Origin of the sequence: Variovorax trehalosi (assembly GCF_051216415.1) — a bacterium.
In the GTDB taxonomy this organism is placed as follows: domain Bacteria; phylum Pseudomonadota; class Gammaproteobacteria; order Burkholderiales; family Burkholderiaceae_C; genus Variovorax.
This window is the reverse complement of the sequence record NZ_JBPJZG010000002.1, coordinates 203983-219995: the sequence shown is the minus strand read 5'-3', so window position 1 is coordinate 219995 and position 16013 is coordinate 203983. Positions and strand designations below refer to the sequence as shown.

The window sequence follows — 16013 nt, the reverse complement described above, 5'->3', positions numbered from 1 at the left end:
GTCTCCATGCGCTACATCTTCAAGACCAGCTACGACCAGGACATCCGGCTCGCCCGGCACGGCGGCCATGTGTTCTGGTATGGCCTGCTCGTCGCGTTCCTCATCTCTGCGCCGTGGGTGATCGAGGAGTACTGGCTTGCACAGCTGACTTTCGTGCTGATCTACGGCATCGTCGGCCTGGGCCTGATGCTGCTCGCGGGCTTCACGGGGCAGTTCTCCATCGGGCATGCGGCGTTTCTTGGCGCGGGCGCGTACACGCAGGGCGTGCTGACCAACATGGGCGTGCCGTTCCCGCTTGCGCTGCTCTCAGCCGCGGCGCTGTCCGCAGCGGTGGGCGTGGTGGTCGCCTTGCCGGCGCTGCGAGTGAAGGGCATCTACCTCGGCATTGCAACGCTGTCGTTCGGCTTCATCGTCGAGGAAGTGTTCGCGCGGTGGGAGAGCGTCACGGGCGGCAACGCGGGGCTGCATGTGAAGTCGCCGCAGCTCTTCGGCTGGTCGCTGGGTTCGGGCGACGGCTTCTACTTCCTGTGCCTGGTGGTGGCGGTGCTCAGCACGCTGGGCATCCTGAACCTGCTGCGTTCGCCGACGGGGCGCGCCTTCGTGGCCATCCGCGATTCCGAGATATCGGCGCAGAGCATGGGCATCCACCTCGCGCGCTACAAGACGATGTCGTTCGCGATCTCGGCCGCGCTTGCGGGGCTCGGCGGCGCGCTGTATGCGCACAAGCTGAGCTTCATCTCGCCGGACCAGTTCAATATCCTGCAGTCGATCGACCTGTTGCTGATGGTGGTGATCGGCGGCCTCGGCTCGGTGCATGGCGCGTTCCTGGGCGCGATCTTCCTGATCGCGATGCCGCAGCTCATCTCGATGGGCAAGGACTGGCTGCCGGCCGTGATCGGACAGGCGCCCGGCCTGCAGGGGCTGGTGTATGGCGTGGTGTTGATCACGTTCGTGCTGTTCGAGCCGCTGGGGCTCTATGGCCGGTGGCTCAAGATCAGGACGTACCTGCAACTCTTCCCGTTCTACCGCAAGGGCCTGTTCAAGCGGCAGAAGTCCTTCACCAAATCGGACCGGCTGAGATGAGCAGCAGCGGCGACATCCTCCTTTCGGCGAAGGACCTGAGCGTGCGCTTCGGTGGCGTGCTCGCGGTCAACAAAGTGAGCTTCGACGTGCGGCGCGGCGAGGTGTTCACGCTGATCGGCCCGAACGGCGCGGGCAAGACGACCGTGTTCAACCTGATCAGCCGCATCTACACGCCGACCACGGGCGAGATCACATGGCACGGCGAAGCCGCCGGCCCGGTTGCGCTGACGCAGCAGGCGCCGCATGCGATCGCGGCGCTGGGCATCGCGCGCACCTTCCAGAACATCGAGCTCTTCGAGCACGCGACCGTGTTGCACAACCTGTTGATCGGCCGCCACACGCACCGGCAGACGGGGTTCTGGAGCGAGGTGTTCTTCACGCCCGCCACGCGGCGTGCCGAGATTGCGGCGCGCGAGAAGGCCGAGCAGGTGATCGAGCTGCTCGACCTGCAGCATCACCGCGACTCGATGGTGGCCGGCCTGCCCTACGGTGTTCGCAAGGTGGTGGAACTGGCGCGTGCGCTGTGCACCGAGCCCAAGCTGCTGCTGCTCGATGAGCCGTCGTCGGGGCTCAACGTCGAAGAGACGGCGGACATGGCGTTCTGGATTCAGGACATCCAGCATGAACTGGGCGTGTCGGTGCTCATGGTGGAACACGACATGTCTTTGGTGTCGAAAGTGTCGGACCGCGTGTTGGCAATGAACATGGGCGAGGTGCTGGCCACCGGTACGCCGCGTGAGGTGCAGGCGGATGAGCGTGTGATCGAGGCCTACCTTGGCACCGTGGACGACGTGAGCAGCTTGAGGAGGGTGGCGGCGTGAATGTCTTGTTCGCTACCTTTGGAGAGGCGCCCGGTATGCGGTGCGGCGCGGTCGCCCCCACTGCGCCGGCCGCTTCGCGGCTCCCCTGCGGTGCTCGCATTTCGCGGGGTCTCGCAGAACTCGCTTCGCTCAAACAGCTGCGAGCCCTGATCCGCGAAACGCTGCGCTCCTCGGCGGCGCAGAGGGGGCGTCCGCCCCGCACCGCACACCGGGCTCCGGGGCCCCAACGCCGTTCCCCGACCTCAGGAGCACCCGCATGAGCGACGTCGTTCTGCAACTGCTCAACGTCGAAAGCGCCTATGGCCCGATCAAGGCCATCCGCGGCGTCAGCCTCAAAGTCAAGCAGGGCGAGATCGCCACGGTCCTGGGTTCGAACGGCGCAGGCAAGACAACGATCCTCAAGACCATTTCGGGAATCATCGATCCGCGCAAAGGCAGCATCGAATTCCAGGGCAAGGACATCACCGCCAAGGACCCCGCCTTCATCGTGCAGCAGGGTCTGAGTCACGTTCCCGAAGGCCGCGAGGTGTTCCCGCTGCTCTCGGTGAAGGACAACCTGCTGATGGGCGCCTACACCCGCAAGGACCGCGACGGCGTGGCGCGGGACATGGAGACCGTCTACACCTACTTTCCCATCCTGCGCGAGCGCGCCACGCAGGACGCCGGCCTGCTCTCGGGCGGGCAGCAGCAGATGCTCGCGATCTCGCGCGCCATCATGGCCGCGCCGCATCTCATCCTGCTCGACGAGCCCAGCCTGGGCCTGAGCCCCAAGCTCACGAAGGAGATCTTCGAGATCGTCGTGCGCATCAACCGCGAGCGCGGCACCACGATCCTTCTGGTCGAACAGAACGCCAACATGGCGCTCAATGCCGCCGACCACGGCTACGTGCTCGAGAACGGGCGCATCGTCATGGAGGACTCTTGCGACCGCTTGCGCGAGAAGGAAGACATCAAGGAGTTCTACCTCGGCATGAAGGACGACGGCGTGCGCGGCGAGCGGCGCTGGAAAAAGAAGAAGAACTGGAGATGACCCCATGAGCACACTCGCATTGCGCGCTCCTGCCGGTCTCTGGGACCTGGCGCATCTTCAACCTCGGCTCGATGTGGTTGTGCCCGGCGACACCATTCCGGCCGTCTTCTGGAAGGCCGTCGAGCTGCGCGGCGACAAGGTCTGGATGCGCCAGAAGGAGTTCGGCATCTGGCGCACCTGGACCTGGCGGCAGACCGCTGAGGCCGTGCGCGAGATCGCCGGTGGATTGCTGGCGCTGGGCTTCGGACATGGCGAGTGCTGCTCGATCCTCTCCAACACCGTCATCGAATGGGTGCTGTGCGACGTGGCCGTGCTCAGTTGCGGGGGCGTGTCGAACGGCATCTATCCCACCGACGCGGCCTCGCAGGTCACGTACCTGTGCGAAGACTCGCGCACCACCATGCTCTTCGTGGAAGACGACGAGCAGCTCGACAAGGCGCTCGAAGTGCGTGCGCAGCTTCCGCTGCTGCGCAAGGTGATCGTGTTCGACATGGAAGGGCTGCGCGACCTGGACGACCCCGGCGTCATCAGCCTCGATGCCCTGCGCGCCCTCGGCCGCGAGCACCTGAAGGCGAACCCGCAAGCGCTGGAACAGCGCATCGCTGCCTGCCGTGCCGAAGACCTCGCCATCCTCGTCTACACCTCGGGCACCACAGGCAAGCCCAAGGGCGCGATGCACAGCCACCGCGGGCTGGTCTACACCATGCGCGGCTACAACACGCTGCTCGCGCAAGGCGAGACGGACGAGCGCATGTGCTTCCTGCCGCTGTGCCACATTGCCGAGCGCATGGGCGGCGAGTACTTCGCGATGTACACCGGCTCGATCCTCAACTTCGTCGAGAACCCCGAGACGGTGCCCGAGAACGTGCGAGAGATCTCGCCCACGGTGTTCACCGCCGTGCCGCGCGTGTGGGAGAAGTTCTATTCGGGCGTGATGATCGCGCTGAAGGAGGCGAGCCGCCTGCAGCAGGCCGCCTACGGCTGGAGCATCGGCGTGGGACAGGAGATTGCCGAGCGCGTGCTGCAGGGAAAGCCGATCGGCGCGGGGCTGCGCCTGAAGTTCCGCATCGCGCGCTGGCTCGCGCTCAACAACGTGCGCAAGCTCATCGGCATCCACCGCGCGCGCTTCCTTGTGACCGGCGCGGCGCCCATTTCGCCCGACCTCGTGCGCTGGTACCTCGCGCTCGGCGTGCCGATGCTGGAGGTGTGGGGCATGACCGAGTCGTGCGGCGCCGCCACCGGCGTGCCGCCGTCGCGCATCGCCCCGGGCTCCATCGGCCCGGCCACCAGCTACAACGAGGTGCGGCTGGACCCGACGACCGGCGAGATCCTGGTGCGCGGCCCCAATGTCTTCATGGGTTATCTCAACCTGCCGGAGAAGACGGCCGAGACCATCGACGCCGACGGCTGGCTGCACACCGGCGATGTCGGGCTGGTCGACGCGGAAGGGTATTTCCGTATCACCGACCGCATGAAGGACATCATCATCACGGCAGGTGGAAAGAACATCACGCCGAGCGAGCTAGAGAACGAACTCAAGTTCAGCCCCTACGTCACCGACGCGGTGGTGATCGGCGACAAGAAACCCTACCTGACGGTGATCGTGATGATCGATCAGGAGAACGTCGAGAAGTTTGCGCAGGACAACGACGTGCCGTTCAGCAACTACGAGAGCCTGACGCGCGCGCAGGAGGTGCTGGACCTGATCCAGGGCGAGGTCGACCGCGTCAACGCGAAGTTCGCGCGCGTGGAGCAGATCAAGAAGTTCTTCCTGCTCGAGACGCAGCTGAGCGCCGAGGACGAAGAGCTCACGCCGACGATGAAGCTCAAGCGCAAGCTGGTGCAGACGAAATATGCCGAGCGCATCGAGGCCATGTACCGCTGATCGGCGAACGTTTTTAGTGTCAACCCGAGGAGACAACCGAATGAAGCTCAAGACAGTGACGACGTTGGCCGTGCTGGGCCTGATCGCAACGCTCGCGTCCGCGCAGCAGCAGGGCGTGAGCAAGGACGAGATCCGGATCGGCACGATCCAGGATCTGTCGGGTCCGCTCGCGGGCTTCGGCAAGCAGGCGCGCAACGGCATGCAGCTGCGCGTGGACGAGCTCAACGAGCAGGGCAACCTCAATGGCCGCAAGCTCAAGCTCTTCGTGGAGGATTCGGGCTACGACCCGAAGAAGGCGGTGCTGGCCGCGCAGAAGCTGGTGAACCAGGAAAAGATCTTCATCATGGCCGGCCACATCGGCACGGCGCAGAACATGGCGGCGATGCCGGTGCAGTTCGACAAGAACATCGTCAACTTCATGCCGATCACCGCGGCGCGCGAAATGTACGAACCGCTGAACCGGCTGAAGTACTCGTTCGCGGCGACCTATTACGACCAGATCCGCCTTGCACTGCCCAAGATGGTCAAGGACAAGGGCGCCAAGAAGGTCTGCACGATCTACCAGGACGACGAGTTCGGGCTCGAGGTTCAGCGCGGCGCTGAGGCGGGCTTGAAGGCCGCGGGCATGGAACTCGCCGAGAAGACCTCGTTCAAACGGGGCGCCACCGACTTCAGCTCGCAGGTCGCGAAGATGAAAGCGGCCAACTGCGATCTCGTGGTGCTGGGCACCATCATCCGCGAGACCATCGGCACGGTGGGCGAATCGCGCAAGACCGGCTTCAACCCGACCTTCCTGGGTTCGAGCGCGGCCTACACCGACCTGATCCACAAGCTGGGCGGCAAGGCGATGGACGGCATCTACGCCACCATGACGGTGCAGAACCCCTACACCGACGAGCAGTCGCAGCCGCTGCGCTTCTGGGCCAACAAGTACAAGACCAAGTTCAACGAAGACCCGACGGTGTTCTCGGTGTATGGCTACGTGATCATCGATTCGTTCATCAAGGCGGCGACCAAGGCCGGCCCCAACCTGACGACCGACAGCTTCATCAAGTCGATGGACGGCATGACCTTCGAGCCCGACATGTTCGGCAGCCCGAAGAGCAACTACACGGCCACCAAGCGCCTCGGCAACGAGCAGTCGCGGCTGTCGCAGATCAAGGACGGCAAGTGGGTGGTGGTGTCGGACTACGTGACACCGTAAGACCGGCTCGCCAGTACGGGGGCGGGCGGCTATATTTCGTCGCCGAACCCTTCGCGAGAGCGCCATGCCCCAGTACTGGTTGATGAAATCCGAGCCCGACGAAGTCTCCATCGACGATGCGCTCGCCGCGCCCGACGCCACCGTGGCGTGGACCGGCGTGCGCAACTACCAGGCGCGCAACTTCATGCGCGACGGCATGAAGGTCGGCGATGGCGTGCTGTTCTATCACTCGAGCTGCCCGGAGCCGGGCATCGCCGGTATCGCACGCGTGGCCTCGGGCATCAAGCCCGATCCGACGCAGTTCGATGCGAAATCGCCCTACTACGACGCGGGCTCGAAGAAGGAAGACCCGCGCTGGCTGCTGGTCGATGTGAAGGCCGTGCGCAAGACCCGCCTGCTGGCGCTGCCCGAACTGCGCGCCAAGCCCGAGCTGGCCGAGCTGATCATCCTGCGCAAGGGCAACCGGCTGTCGATCACGCCGGTGGAACCGGCGCACTGGAAGATCATCGAGAAGATGCTGGCCTGAACTTCTGCGTTCAGGCGACCTTCGACAGGATCGGGAACAGCTTGCCGAGCCCGTCCGCCATCACTTCGACGGCCAGCGCCGCGAGGATCAGGCCCATCAGCCGCGTCATGATGTTGATGCCCGTCTTGCCCAGCACCCGCGCGATCGGCTGCGCAAGCGAAAACGCCAGCGCAGTCGCCAGCGCCACCACCACGCCGTAGCCCACGAGCACCGCGAGCTCCCACAGGTGCTGCGCCTTGTCGGCGTAGATCACCACCGTGGAAATGGTGGCCGGCCCCGTCAGCAGCGGAATGGTGAGCGGCACCACCGCGATGGAAGCACCCATCGAGGCTTTCACTTCCGTGGCGCGCAGTTCCTCGACGTTGGTCTTGCTCTCGGCCGGTTGCGCATTCAGCATGGACAGCGAACTCATGAGCAGCAGCAGGCCGCCGCCGACCTGGAAGCTCGCGATCGAGATGCCGAAGAACGACAGCAGCTGCAACCCCAGCAGCGCGCTCACTGCGATGACCACGAACGCACTGAACGCCGACATGCGCACCGTGTGCCGGCGCTGCGCATCGGAATACCCCTGCGTGTAGTGGATGAAGAAAGGCACGATGGCCAGCGGGTTGACGATGGCCACCAGCGTGACCAGCGGCTTGATGAGGTCCATCGAGGTGCTCATGGTGCTCACCTTCCGCCGGTCACGTCGAGCAGGGCCATGGTGGTGTAGCTCGCCTCGGCCGACAGCAGCCAGAGGATGGCGCCCGCGATTTCCTCGGGGCTGCCGGTGCGCTTCATCGGCACGGTGGGCGCAAGCTCGGCGGCGCGGTCGGGCATGCCGCCGGAGGCGTGGATCTCGGTGTCGATGAGGCCCGGGCGCACCGCGTTGACGCGGATGCCTTCCTCGGCCACCTCCTTTGCCAGCCCGATGGTGAGGGTGTCGATGGCGGCCTTGCTGGCGGCGTAGTCGACGTACTGGCCCGGCGAGCCCAGGCGTGCGGCGCCGCTGGAGATATTGACGATCGCTCCGCCCTCGCCGCCGTGCTTCGTGCTCATGCGGCGCACGGCTTCGCGCGCGCAGACGAAGCTGCCGATCACGTTGATGCGGAACATGCGCTCGAGCCGCGCGACGCTCATCTCGTCGACGCGCGCCTGCACGTCGACCACGCCGGCGTTGTTGACCAGGGCGGTGAGGCGGCCGAGCTTGGCATCGATCTTCTCGAACATCGAAATCACCTGGGCCTCATTGCCCACGTCGGCCTGCACGGCGATGGCCGTGCCGCCGCCGTCGCGGATGGTGCGCACCACCTCGTCGGCGGTCAGCGAGTTGCTGGCGTAGTTGACGGCCACCGCGTAGCCGCGCTGCGCGGCGAGCAGGGCGGTGGCGGCACCGATGCCGCGTCCGCCGCCGGTGATCAATAGCACTGGATTCAAAACCTACCTCCTGCAGAGAAACCGGGTGTCAGTTAAAACCGTCGGCTTGGATTACATCATTCGAGGGCACGCGCATGAGCAAGACGATTGACTACTACTTTGCGCCCCAGAGCCCATGGACTTATCTGGGTCATACCCGGTTCCAGGCCATTGCTGCGGCCGCTGGCGCCACGGTGCGCGTGCGGCCCATCGACATGGGCAGCGTGTTCCCGGTGTCCGGCGGACTTCCTTTGGGCAAGCGGGCGCCGCAGCGGCAGGCCTACCGGCTGGTGGAGATGGCGCGGTTCTCGCGGCACCTGGGCCTGCCGATGAACACCAAGCCCAAGTTCTTTCCGGTGGCCAGCGACGACGCGGCGCGGATCATCATCGCGGCCGATATCCACGACGGCACCGAGGCCGCGATGCGCGTCTGCACCGCGGTGTTCGCGGCAGTGTGGGTGCAGGAGCGGAACATCGGCGATCCGAACGTGCTCGAAGCGCTGGTCGTCGAATGCGGCCTGCCCGCCAAGCGTTCGGAGCAATCGCAAAGCCAGGCGGTGCAGGAGCGCTACGAGGCCTATACGCAGGAAGCCATTGATATCCAGGTGTTCGGCGCGCCGAGCTATGTGATCGATGGCGAGATTTTCTGGGGGCAGGACCGGCTCGATTTCGTCGAGCGGGCGCTGCGCCAGTGACGACAACCTTTTTTATCCAATTGCTATCAGGAGCATGACAAACATGGGTCAATTCATCGATCTCACAGCCAAGGACGGCTTCAGTTTTCCCGCCTATGTGGCCGAGCCCGCGGGCAAGCCGCGCGGCGCGGTGGTGGTGGTGCAGGAAATCTTCGGTGTGAACTCGCACATCCGCTCGGTGGCCGACGGCTATGCGGCCGAGGGGTATCTCGCAGTCGCGCCGTCAACCTTCCCTCGCGTGAAGCCCGGGGTCGAACTCGGCTACAGCGACGAGGACATGAAGGAGGGTTCCGCCCTGAAGGCGGCGGTCGAGGCGCTGCCCGCGCCCGGCGTACTGCAGGACATCGAAGCGGCCATCGCCTATGCATCGAAGGCCGGCAAGGTCGGCATCGTGGGCTACTGCTGGGGCGGTTTGCTGACCTGGCGCGCGGCCGCCCTGCTGCCGGGCCTGGCGGCCGCGGCGCCGTACTACGGCGGCGGCATGACTTCGCCCGCTGAAACCGCACGCCAGCCCAAGGTGCCGGTGCTGGCACACTTCGGCAACCAGGATCACTGGATTCCGCTGGACACTGTCGAGAGCTTCAAGAAGGCGCATCCCGAGGTGGAAGTGCATGTCTATCCGGTCGGCCACGGTTTCAATTGCGACCAGCGCGGTTCGTACGACGCGGATGCGGCCAAGCTGGCGCGCGAACGGACGCTCGCGTTCTTTGCCAAGCACGTCGGCTGACCTGCGGGGTCAGTGCAAGAAAAAGCCCGGCCCGCGCCGGGCTTTTTTATTTCTTGAGGCCCGGCGCATCGCCCACGCGGGTCTGGAGAAAGTCGAGCAGCGCGCGCAGGGCGGCACTGTTGTGGCGCCGCTGAAGGTAGGCGGCCGACAGCCACATGTCCTTGCGCGCGTAGTCCTGCAACACGGGCACGAGTTCGCCGTGCTCGATGTGCGATTGCACGAGGAGCGAGGGCAGGTAGATCACGCCGAAGCCGCGCATCGCGACCCGGATCAGCGGCGCGCCCTCGGTGCAGTCCATGCGGCTCTTGACGTGCACGTCCAGCGGTTCCCCGCCATCGTCAAAGCGCCACACCGGCTGGGCGCCGAGCAGAGAGTGGGTGAGCGCGTCGTGCCCGGCCAGGTCGCGCGGATGCTCGGGCTTGCCGTGCTTTTTCCAGTAGACCGGCGAGGCGCAGACCACCATCTGCATGAGGCGCAGCTTGCGCACGATGAGGTTGGCGTCCTCGACGGGGCCGCTGCGGATGTCGACGTCGATGCCTTCCTCGGCGAGATCCACCGCGCGATTGGTCAGCTGCAGGCTGATGCTCACGTCCGGGTAATAGCGCATGAAATCGGCCAGCAGGTTGGGAAATTCGCCGTTGCCCATGCCGTGCGGGGCCGAGATGCGCAAGCGGCCGGCGGGCTGGCTGGCGCGATCCTGCAACTCGGCTTGAGTGAGTTCCACCATTTCGAGCACCGGGGTGCTGCGCTCGAGCAGCAATTGCCCGGCGTCGGTGAGGCTCACGGAGCGGGTGGAGCGGTTGAGAAGCCGCACGCCGAAACGGGTTTCGAGTTCGGCCACGTACTTGCTGACGGTGGCTTTCGACATGTCGAGCTTCTTGGCGGCCTGCGAGAAGCTGCCGTGGGAGGCGACTTCGCGAAAGGTTCTGATCAGATCGAGACTGTCCATGTCAAAGAGCCCATTGTTTCCGTTCGAGGAACGCGGTGGTTCGATTCTCCGGCGTTTTTCTCAGGCGACCTGCGTCACACTCCGTCCACGCGCCGAAGGAGCCGAACCATGAACACCTCGAACATCATCGCCGTTGCCGCCCTGTCGATCCTGACGGCCGTCGGTGCGCACGCACAGGGTTTCGAGCCCTTACAGCCGTTGAAGATCGGCGGGAGCCGCGCCCAGCTGGAAGCCGAAGGGGCTGCGGCCGCGCGCGGCGGCAACGTCTATGGCGACGTGGTGGCATCGCCGCTGACCACGCACCCCAGCCAGCTCAATCGCGCCTCGGTCCATGCGGAAGCGGTTGCCGCCGCTCACGCGCCGAACCAGAACCTGGACCGCCGCGCTTTCGCGAACAGCGAGGTCCCGCCGCAATTTCAAGCGGCGCGTCCCGGCCGCTAGGCCGAAGTCCTCGGGTTTCGAAAAGGCCGGGGCCGTGCATGCGGCCCCGGCCTTTTTTCATGTGCATGCCAATGTGTAGGCATTGTTTCAATAGAGGAAACACCGTGTCTCTGATCCGAGCGTTTTCTCTACGGAATTTCGTTTGACACTCGCCGCACAGGCAAGCGACCGAGCAAGCCTGGTGGACAAACCATCCGACGAACACAAGGAATTGACATGAAGACCTCGCACATCCTCGCCGCCGCTGCTCTGACCCTCCTGGCCGCCACCGGCGCCCAAGCCGAAACGTACCAAGGCGTGAACACCGCCGTCTCGACCAAGAGCCGCGACGAAGTCAACGCCGAAGCCGTGCGCGCCGCAGCGGCTCCGAACCAGAACGTGACCCGCGGTTCGCGCGGCCCGGAAACGGTCGCCGTGTCGAAGGAGCGTTCGCTCGTGGAAGCCGAAGCCGTTCGCACCTCCTACGCTCCCGACCAGAACGTGACCTCGGGTTCGCGCGTCAACAGCAAGGTCGTCTCGACCATGGCCAACCCGATGGACGCACGCGTTCAAGCCCAGCAAGGCACGGGCGCTACCGCCAAGTAAAGAACCCGCCCCTCGGGGCAGTTCAGCAGAAAGGCCACGCGAAAGCGTGGCCTTTTTCGTTGGGCGGGCGGTGATCAGCGCGTTCGCGCGAGGTAGCGCTTGCGCCAGAAGACCAGCACCAGCAGCACCGCGATGACCAGCATGGCGGTCATTGCGATCCAGAAGCCGTCGGCCTTGTGCACCAGCGGAATGAACTCGAAGTTCATGCCGAAGATCCCCGCGATCAGGTTCAGCGGCAGGAAGATGGCCGTCAGCACGGTGAGCACCCGCATGATGTCGTTGGCGCGGTGGCCCTGGACGCTGAAGTGCATCTGCACGGCCGTCTCGGCGTTCTGTTCGAGCCGGTGCACGTGGTGCACCACTCGCTCGATGTGCTCCAGCACGTCGCGGCTCCTGATCATGATGAGCTCCCGCTCGCGCTGCTCGGCGTCGCCCTTGGGCGGCGGCAGGGTTTCGAGCGTATCGATCCAGTCCTGCATGGCGGCACGCTGGTCTTCGCAGATCTCGTCCAGGTGGTGCAGCGACTGCCGCGCCTCCATCAGCGCCCCCCAGTTGGTGAAACGGCTGCGCGGATCGATCAGTTCGGTCTGCCAGTGGTCGAGTTGCTTGGTGAGTTCGCGCCGCAGGTCGAGGTAGCCGTCGACGATCTGGTTGATGACGCGCAGCATCAGGTCCGAAGGCCCCGTGGGCACGCGCGCAGAGGTTGCACGCACGTCCAGCGCAGGGGCGCTGCGGTCATCGGACGACCCGGCCGCCAGCAGCCGGGCGGCGAAGGCGTCGCGCACCGCGCCGTCTTCGGGGTGCACCGAAAGCAGTACCCGGTCGAAGACCGCGAAGCCGACCGGACGGGTGTCGACGCGACGCAGCACGGGCGGGCCGCCCCGGGGCTTGGAGGCCTCGGTGGTGGCGGCGGGAATCGGCGGCGCTTCGTTGCCATTTCCCTTGCCGTTGCCCAGCGCCGCCTGCCCCTGGCTGGTTGCGAGGCGCCGGAACACCAGCACGTCGTACTGGGAGGTGTAGTCGTAGTGCGAGGGCAACTGGTCGTTGAGCAGGTCGGCCACGTGCAGGTCCACCAGCTGGGTCTGGCACAGCGTCTGGAGGATCTGCTGGACCTCGGCCAGGGAGGCGCGAAATTCCTCGCGCGTGAGCGAAATCCAGAGATAGCCATTGGCGGCGCACGCGCCCGGCACGGTCAGCGGCGTGAGCGCCGGATGCTCGCTGACCTGCGAGCGGTTGATTTCGAAGATGCGCATCGCCCTGCCTTGGTTTTCTTGTCCATCCGCCCAGCTCCCCCATGTGCAATGGGCCTGGGGAGCTATTATTTTTGTAGCAACCGCGCGGCGTCAAGCGCGAAGTAGGTGAGCACGCCATCGGCGCCCGCCCGCTTGAAGGCCAGCAGGCTTTCGAGCACCACGGCATCGTGGTCGAGCCAGCCGTTCTGGGCGGCGGCCTTGAGCATCGCGTATTCGCCGCTCACCTGGTAGGCGAAGGTCGGCACATGGAATTCGTCCTTCACGCGGCGCACGATGTCCAGGTACGGCATGCCGGGCTTGACCATCACCATGTCGGCGCCTTCGGCGATGTCGAGGGCCACCTCGCGCAGCGCTTCGTCGCTGTTGCCGGGGTCCATCTGGTAGGCCCTTTTGTTGCTCTTGCCGAGCGTGGCGGCCGAGCCGACGGCATCGCGGAACGGACCGTAGAAGGCGCTCGCGTACTTGGCGCTGTAGGCCATGATGCGCGTGTGAATGTCGCCACGGGCTTCCAGGGCGGTGCGGATGGCGCCGATGCGGCCGTCCATCATGTCGCTGGGCGCCACAATGTCCACGCCGGCTTGCGATTGTGTGAGTGCCTGCTTCACCAGCACTTCGACGGTGGCGTCGTTGAGGATGTAGCCGCTCTCGTCGAGCAGGCCGTCCTGCCCGTGGCTGGTGTAGGGGTCCAGGGCCACGTCGGTCATCACGCCGAGTTCGGGAAAGCGCGACTTGAGGGCGGCGACCACGCGGGGAATCAGCCCATCGGGGTTGAATGCCTCGTCGCCGGCCGGCGTCTTGAGGCTCGCGTCGATCACCGGGAACAGCGCCATCACCGGGATGCCGGCCGCCACGCATTGTTCGGCAACCGGGAGCAAGAGGTCGAGACTCAGGCGCTCCACGCCGGGCATGGAGGGGACGGCATCGCGCCGCTTTTCGCCTTCCTGAACGAACACCGGATAGATCAGGTCGTTGACCGTCAGCGCGTTCTCGCGCACCAGGTTGCGGGTGAAGGCGTCCCGGCGCAGGCGCCTTGGACGGCCGGCGGGGAACATGGCAAGGGGGGAATGGGGGCGCGTCATAATCCCGAAAATTGTGCCTGAAGCATTCAATTGCCGTGTTGTCGCCTGCGGGACAGGTTGTCTGACAACTACGGAAATTCGTAACTATAAAGTTCTAAATAAATGGTTATGAATTGCAAAGAAAGTGGCGCAGTCGCTTGAAACCTTGTTTCGTCTTTGTTAAATTCTGAAGCGGGCGGCTTGCCGCTCCCCGCTTTTCCTCCCTGAGCGGGTGCCTTGATGTGTGACAGCAAAAGGGCTTCCCAGCCCGACGTGAAGACGTCGGGCTTTTTTTTGTCCGGGGCTTTCCGGGCGTTACGTGACGGCCCGGTGCGCCAGTGCGGTGCACCACTAAACTGCCGCCATGCTCTGGGTCAAATCTCTCCACATCGTCTTCATCGCAAGCTGGTTCGCCGGGCTCTTTTATCTGCCGCGGATCTTCGTCAATCTTGCGATGGTGCCGCCGGAGTCGGTCGCCGAGCGCGAACGCCTGCTGCTCATGGCGCGCAAGCTGCTGCGTTTCACCACTTTCCTGGCCGTCCCGGCGCTGGGCTTCGGCCTGTGGCTCTGGCTGGGCTACGGCATCGGCCGCGGGCCGGGCAACGGCTGGATGCATGCCAAGCTGGCGCTGGTGCTGGTGGTGATCGGCTATCACCATGGCTGCGGCGTGTTGCTGCGCCGTTTCGCGGCGGGAGGCAACCAGCGCAACGACCGCTGGTACCGCTGGTTCAACGAACTGCCGGTGCTGCTGCTGCTCGGCATCGTGATCCTGGTCGTCGTCAAGCCGTTCTGAGCCCGATGGACACGGTGGAGAAGCCGCACAAGTCCGCCGCGCTTCCCCTTGCGCTCGCCTACGCGGCGCTGATTGTCTACGCGAGCCTCTATCCCTTCGCCGACTGGCGTGACCAAGGCATTGCGCCCTGGGCCTATCTGTCAGCGCCGTGGCCCAAGTACTGGACGGGTTTCGACTTCGCGGTCAACGTCGCGGGCTACGTGCCTTTTGGGTTCCTGTGCGCCCTGGCGGTGCTGCGGACGCGCCGGACCGCCGGGGTCTGGGGCGCGGTGCTGCGCGCCACCATGGCCGGCGCGGCGATCGCCTTCGCGATGGAGACGCTGCAGAGCTACCTGCCCGCGCGCATCCCCTCCAACGTCGACCTGGGGCTGAACACGACCGGCACGGTTCTGGGCGCCGTGCTGGCGGTGGGATTGGAGCGGCTGGGCGCGGTGGCCCACTGGGGCCGTGCGCGCTCACAATGGTTCATCGACGATTCGCGCGGGACCCTCGTGCTGCTCGCGCTCTGGCCGTTCGCCTTGCTCTTCCCCGCGGCCGTCCCCTTCGGGCTGGGCCAGGTCTTCGAACGGCTCGAGGTCGCGATTTCCGAATGGCTGCTCGACACGCCCTTCATCGACTGGTTGCCCGTGCGCCAGTTCGAGCTCGAGCCCCTGGTGCCGGCGGTGGAACTGCTGTGCGTGATGCTCGGCGCGCTGGTGCCGTGCCTGCTGGGCTATCTTGCGGCGCGCACCGTGGTCCAGCGCGCGATGCTGCTTCCGCTGATCTTTCTGGCGGGTTTTGCGGCGTCGGCGTTGTCGGCGGCCCTGAGCTATGGCCCCGCGCATGCCTGGGCGTGGCTGGATCTTCCAGTCCAGGTGGGAATGGCGGCGGCGCTCGTAGCAGGCGTGTTGCTGGTGGCCGCGCCGCGCCGTTTGTGCGCGGCCTTGTTGCTGGTGGGGCTCGTACTCCAGCTGAGCCTGCTGAACCAGGCGCCCGAGAGCGCGTACTTCGCACAGACCCTGGCGACCTGGGAGCAGGGGCGCTTCATCCGCTTCCACGGGCTGGCCCAGTGGCTGGGATGGGTCTGGCCGTTCGCGGTGCTGGCGTACGTGGTGGCCGCCCTGTCGCGCAGGGGGCGGTTCGCGCCGTAGCCCGGGTATCGGGATGGCGGTCACTAAAATCGACCGATGTCCAGTTCCATCCCCGCCGCGCCGTCCGGCTACTACGGCCGCCACATCTTCTTCTGCCTCAACGAACGCAAGAACGGCGAAGACTCCTGTGCGATGCACAACGCGCAGGAAGGCTTCGATCGCTGCAAGGCGAAGGTGAAGGAGGCGGGGCTCTCCGGGCCCGGCAAGGTGCGGGTCAACAAGGCGGGGTGCCTCGATCGCTGCGCCGGAGGACCGGTGGCGGTGGTGTACCCCGAAGCCGTCTGGTACACCTTCGTCGATGCCGACGACATCGACGAGATCGTCGAGTCGCACCTCAAGAACGGCCAGGTCGTCGAGCGGCTCCTGCTCCCCGCCGACGTCGGACGCTGAACTTTCCCCCGGGCGCTTCGCTCGTACCGTGCTCCCGCCCGGCGCTGC

At 65.5% G+C, this 16013-nt stretch carries 18 protein-coding genes; 13 read left to right on the top strand and 5 right to left on the bottom strand.

The genetic code is table 11. The annotated features are described in order from the left end of the window. Positions 1-6 precede the first annotated feature (6 nt). The 6 genes from ACSFA7_RS08990 to ACSFA7_RS08965 all read left to right on the top strand — a co-directional run bounded on the left by ACSFA7_RS08990 (position 7) and on the right by ACSFA7_RS08965 (position 6549). Complete coding sequence (locus ACSFA7_RS08990) at positions 7-1083, top strand: branched-chain amino acid ABC transporter permease (protein WP_435499058.1); 1077 nt, start codon at positions 7-9, stop codon at positions 1081-1083. Beyond that, on the top strand, positions 1080-1904 hold the full coding sequence (locus tag ACSFA7_RS08985) for an ABC transporter ATP-binding protein (protein WP_206175986.1): 825 nt from the start codon (positions 1080-1082) through the stop codon (positions 1902-1904). The genes ACSFA7_RS08990 and ACSFA7_RS08985 overlap by 4 nt, the downstream gene beginning before the upstream one ends. A gap of 256 nt (positions 1905-2160) precedes the next feature. Beyond that, a complete protein-coding gene (locus ACSFA7_RS08980; protein ID WP_435499057.1) occupies positions 2161-2934 on the top strand; it encodes an ABC transporter ATP-binding protein in 774 nt (257 codons plus the stop codon). Between the two features lie 4 nt (positions 2935-2938). Continuing rightward, positions 2939-4819, top strand: a complete 1881-nt coding sequence (locus ACSFA7_RS08975; RefSeq protein WP_435499056.1) for an AMP-dependent synthetase/ligase — start codon at positions 2939-2941, stop codon at positions 4817-4819. 40 nt (positions 4820-4859) lie between these two features. Continuing rightward, entirely contained in the window at positions 4860-6023 is a 1164-nt protein-coding gene (locus tag ACSFA7_RS08970; RefSeq protein WP_435499055.1) for an ABC transporter substrate-binding protein, read from the top strand. Between the two features lie 64 nt (positions 6024-6087). Continuing rightward, positions 6088-6549 (top strand): EVE domain-containing protein, encoded by a 462-nt coding sequence (locus ACSFA7_RS08965; RefSeq protein ID WP_435499054.1) that lies wholly within the window; start codon positions 6088-6090, stop codon positions 6547-6549. A 10-nt stretch (positions 6550-6559) separates the two neighbouring features. Here ACSFA7_RS08965 and ACSFA7_RS08960 read toward each other — a convergent pair whose 3' ends face one another. Further along, the gene (locus ACSFA7_RS08960) at positions 6560-7213 is read right to left on the bottom strand and encodes a MarC family protein (RefSeq protein WP_280812142.1); all 654 of its coding nucleotides are present in this window, start codon (positions 7211-7213) and stop codon (positions 6560-6562) included. Positions 7214-7218: 5 nt separating this feature from the next. Continuing rightward, positions 7219-7965 carry an SDR family oxidoreductase gene (locus tag ACSFA7_RS08955; protein WP_435499053.1) on the bottom strand — a complete coding sequence of 249 codons (747 nt, stop codon included), beginning with the start codon at positions 7963-7965 and terminating at the stop codon, positions 7219-7221. 74 nt (positions 7966-8039) lie between these two features. Between ACSFA7_RS08955 and ACSFA7_RS08950 the strand changes: the two genes are divergently transcribed. Together ACSFA7_RS08950 and ACSFA7_RS08945 are read left to right on the top strand one after the other, a co-directional pair. After that, on the top strand, positions 8040-8639 hold the full coding sequence (locus ACSFA7_RS08950; protein WP_435499052.1) for a 2-hydroxychromene-2-carboxylate isomerase: 600 nt from the start codon (positions 8040-8042) through the stop codon (positions 8637-8639). A gap of 43 nt (positions 8640-8682) precedes the next feature. Continuing rightward, the gene (locus ACSFA7_RS08945) at positions 8683-9366 is read left to right on the top strand and encodes a dienelactone hydrolase family protein (RefSeq protein WP_435499051.1); all 684 of its coding nucleotides are present in this window, start codon (positions 8683-8685) and stop codon (positions 9364-9366) included. A 46-nt stretch (positions 9367-9412) separates the two neighbouring features. On the opposite strand, the gene ACSFA7_RS08940 is transcribed toward ACSFA7_RS08945, so the two are convergent. Next, positions 9413-10315: a LysR family transcriptional regulator gene (locus ACSFA7_RS08940; RefSeq protein WP_435499050.1), complete on the bottom strand. Its 903-nt coding sequence runs from the start codon at positions 10313-10315 to the stop codon at positions 9413-9415. 108 nt (positions 10316-10423) lie between these two features. Here ACSFA7_RS08940 and ACSFA7_RS08935 point away from each other — a divergent pair, with 108 nt between their 5' ends. Together ACSFA7_RS08935 and ACSFA7_RS08930 are read left to right on the top strand one after the other, a co-directional pair. Then, positions 10424-10756, top strand: coding sequence for an alpha/beta hydrolase (locus tag ACSFA7_RS08935; RefSeq protein ID WP_435499049.1), 333 nt, complete (start codon positions 10424-10426; stop codon positions 10754-10756). 216 nt (positions 10757-10972) lie between these two features. Next, positions 10973-11341, top strand: coding sequence for a DUF4148 domain-containing protein (locus ACSFA7_RS08930; RefSeq protein ID WP_435499048.1), 369 nt, complete (start codon positions 10973-10975; stop codon positions 11339-11341). 74 nt (positions 11342-11415) lie between these two features. On the opposite strand, the gene ACSFA7_RS08925 is transcribed toward ACSFA7_RS08930, so the two are convergent. Both ACSFA7_RS08925 and hemB read right to left on the bottom strand, forming a co-directional pair. After that, a complete protein-coding gene (locus tag ACSFA7_RS08925) occupies positions 11416-12594 on the bottom strand; it encodes a magnesium transporter CorA family protein (protein ID WP_435499047.1) in 1179 nt (392 codons plus the stop codon). Positions 12595-12659: 65 nt separating this feature from the next. Continuing rightward, positions 12660-13646, bottom strand: coding sequence for a porphobilinogen synthase (gene hemB / locus ACSFA7_RS08920; protein ID WP_435499046.1), 987 nt, complete (start codon positions 13644-13646; stop codon positions 12660-12662). Positions 13647-14016: 370 nt separating this feature from the next. Between hemB and ACSFA7_RS08915 the strand changes: the two genes are divergently transcribed. The 3 genes from ACSFA7_RS08915 to ACSFA7_RS08905 are packed head-to-tail and all read left to right on the top strand — an operon-like array spanning position 14017 to position 15965. Next, positions 14017-14445, top strand: coding sequence for a CopD family protein (locus tag ACSFA7_RS08915; protein ID WP_093440435.1), 429 nt, complete (start codon positions 14017-14019; stop codon positions 14443-14445). 5 nt (positions 14446-14450) lie between these two features. Beyond that, a complete protein-coding gene (locus ACSFA7_RS08910; RefSeq protein ID WP_435499045.1) occupies positions 14451-15575 on the top strand; it encodes a VanZ family protein in 1125 nt (374 codons plus the stop codon). A 36-nt stretch (positions 15576-15611) separates the two neighbouring features. After that, positions 15612-15965 (top strand): (2Fe-2S) ferredoxin domain-containing protein, encoded by a 354-nt coding sequence (locus tag ACSFA7_RS08905; protein ID WP_435499044.1) that lies wholly within the window; start codon positions 15612-15614, stop codon positions 15963-15965. The last annotated feature ends 48 nt before the right edge of the window (positions 15966-16013 follow it).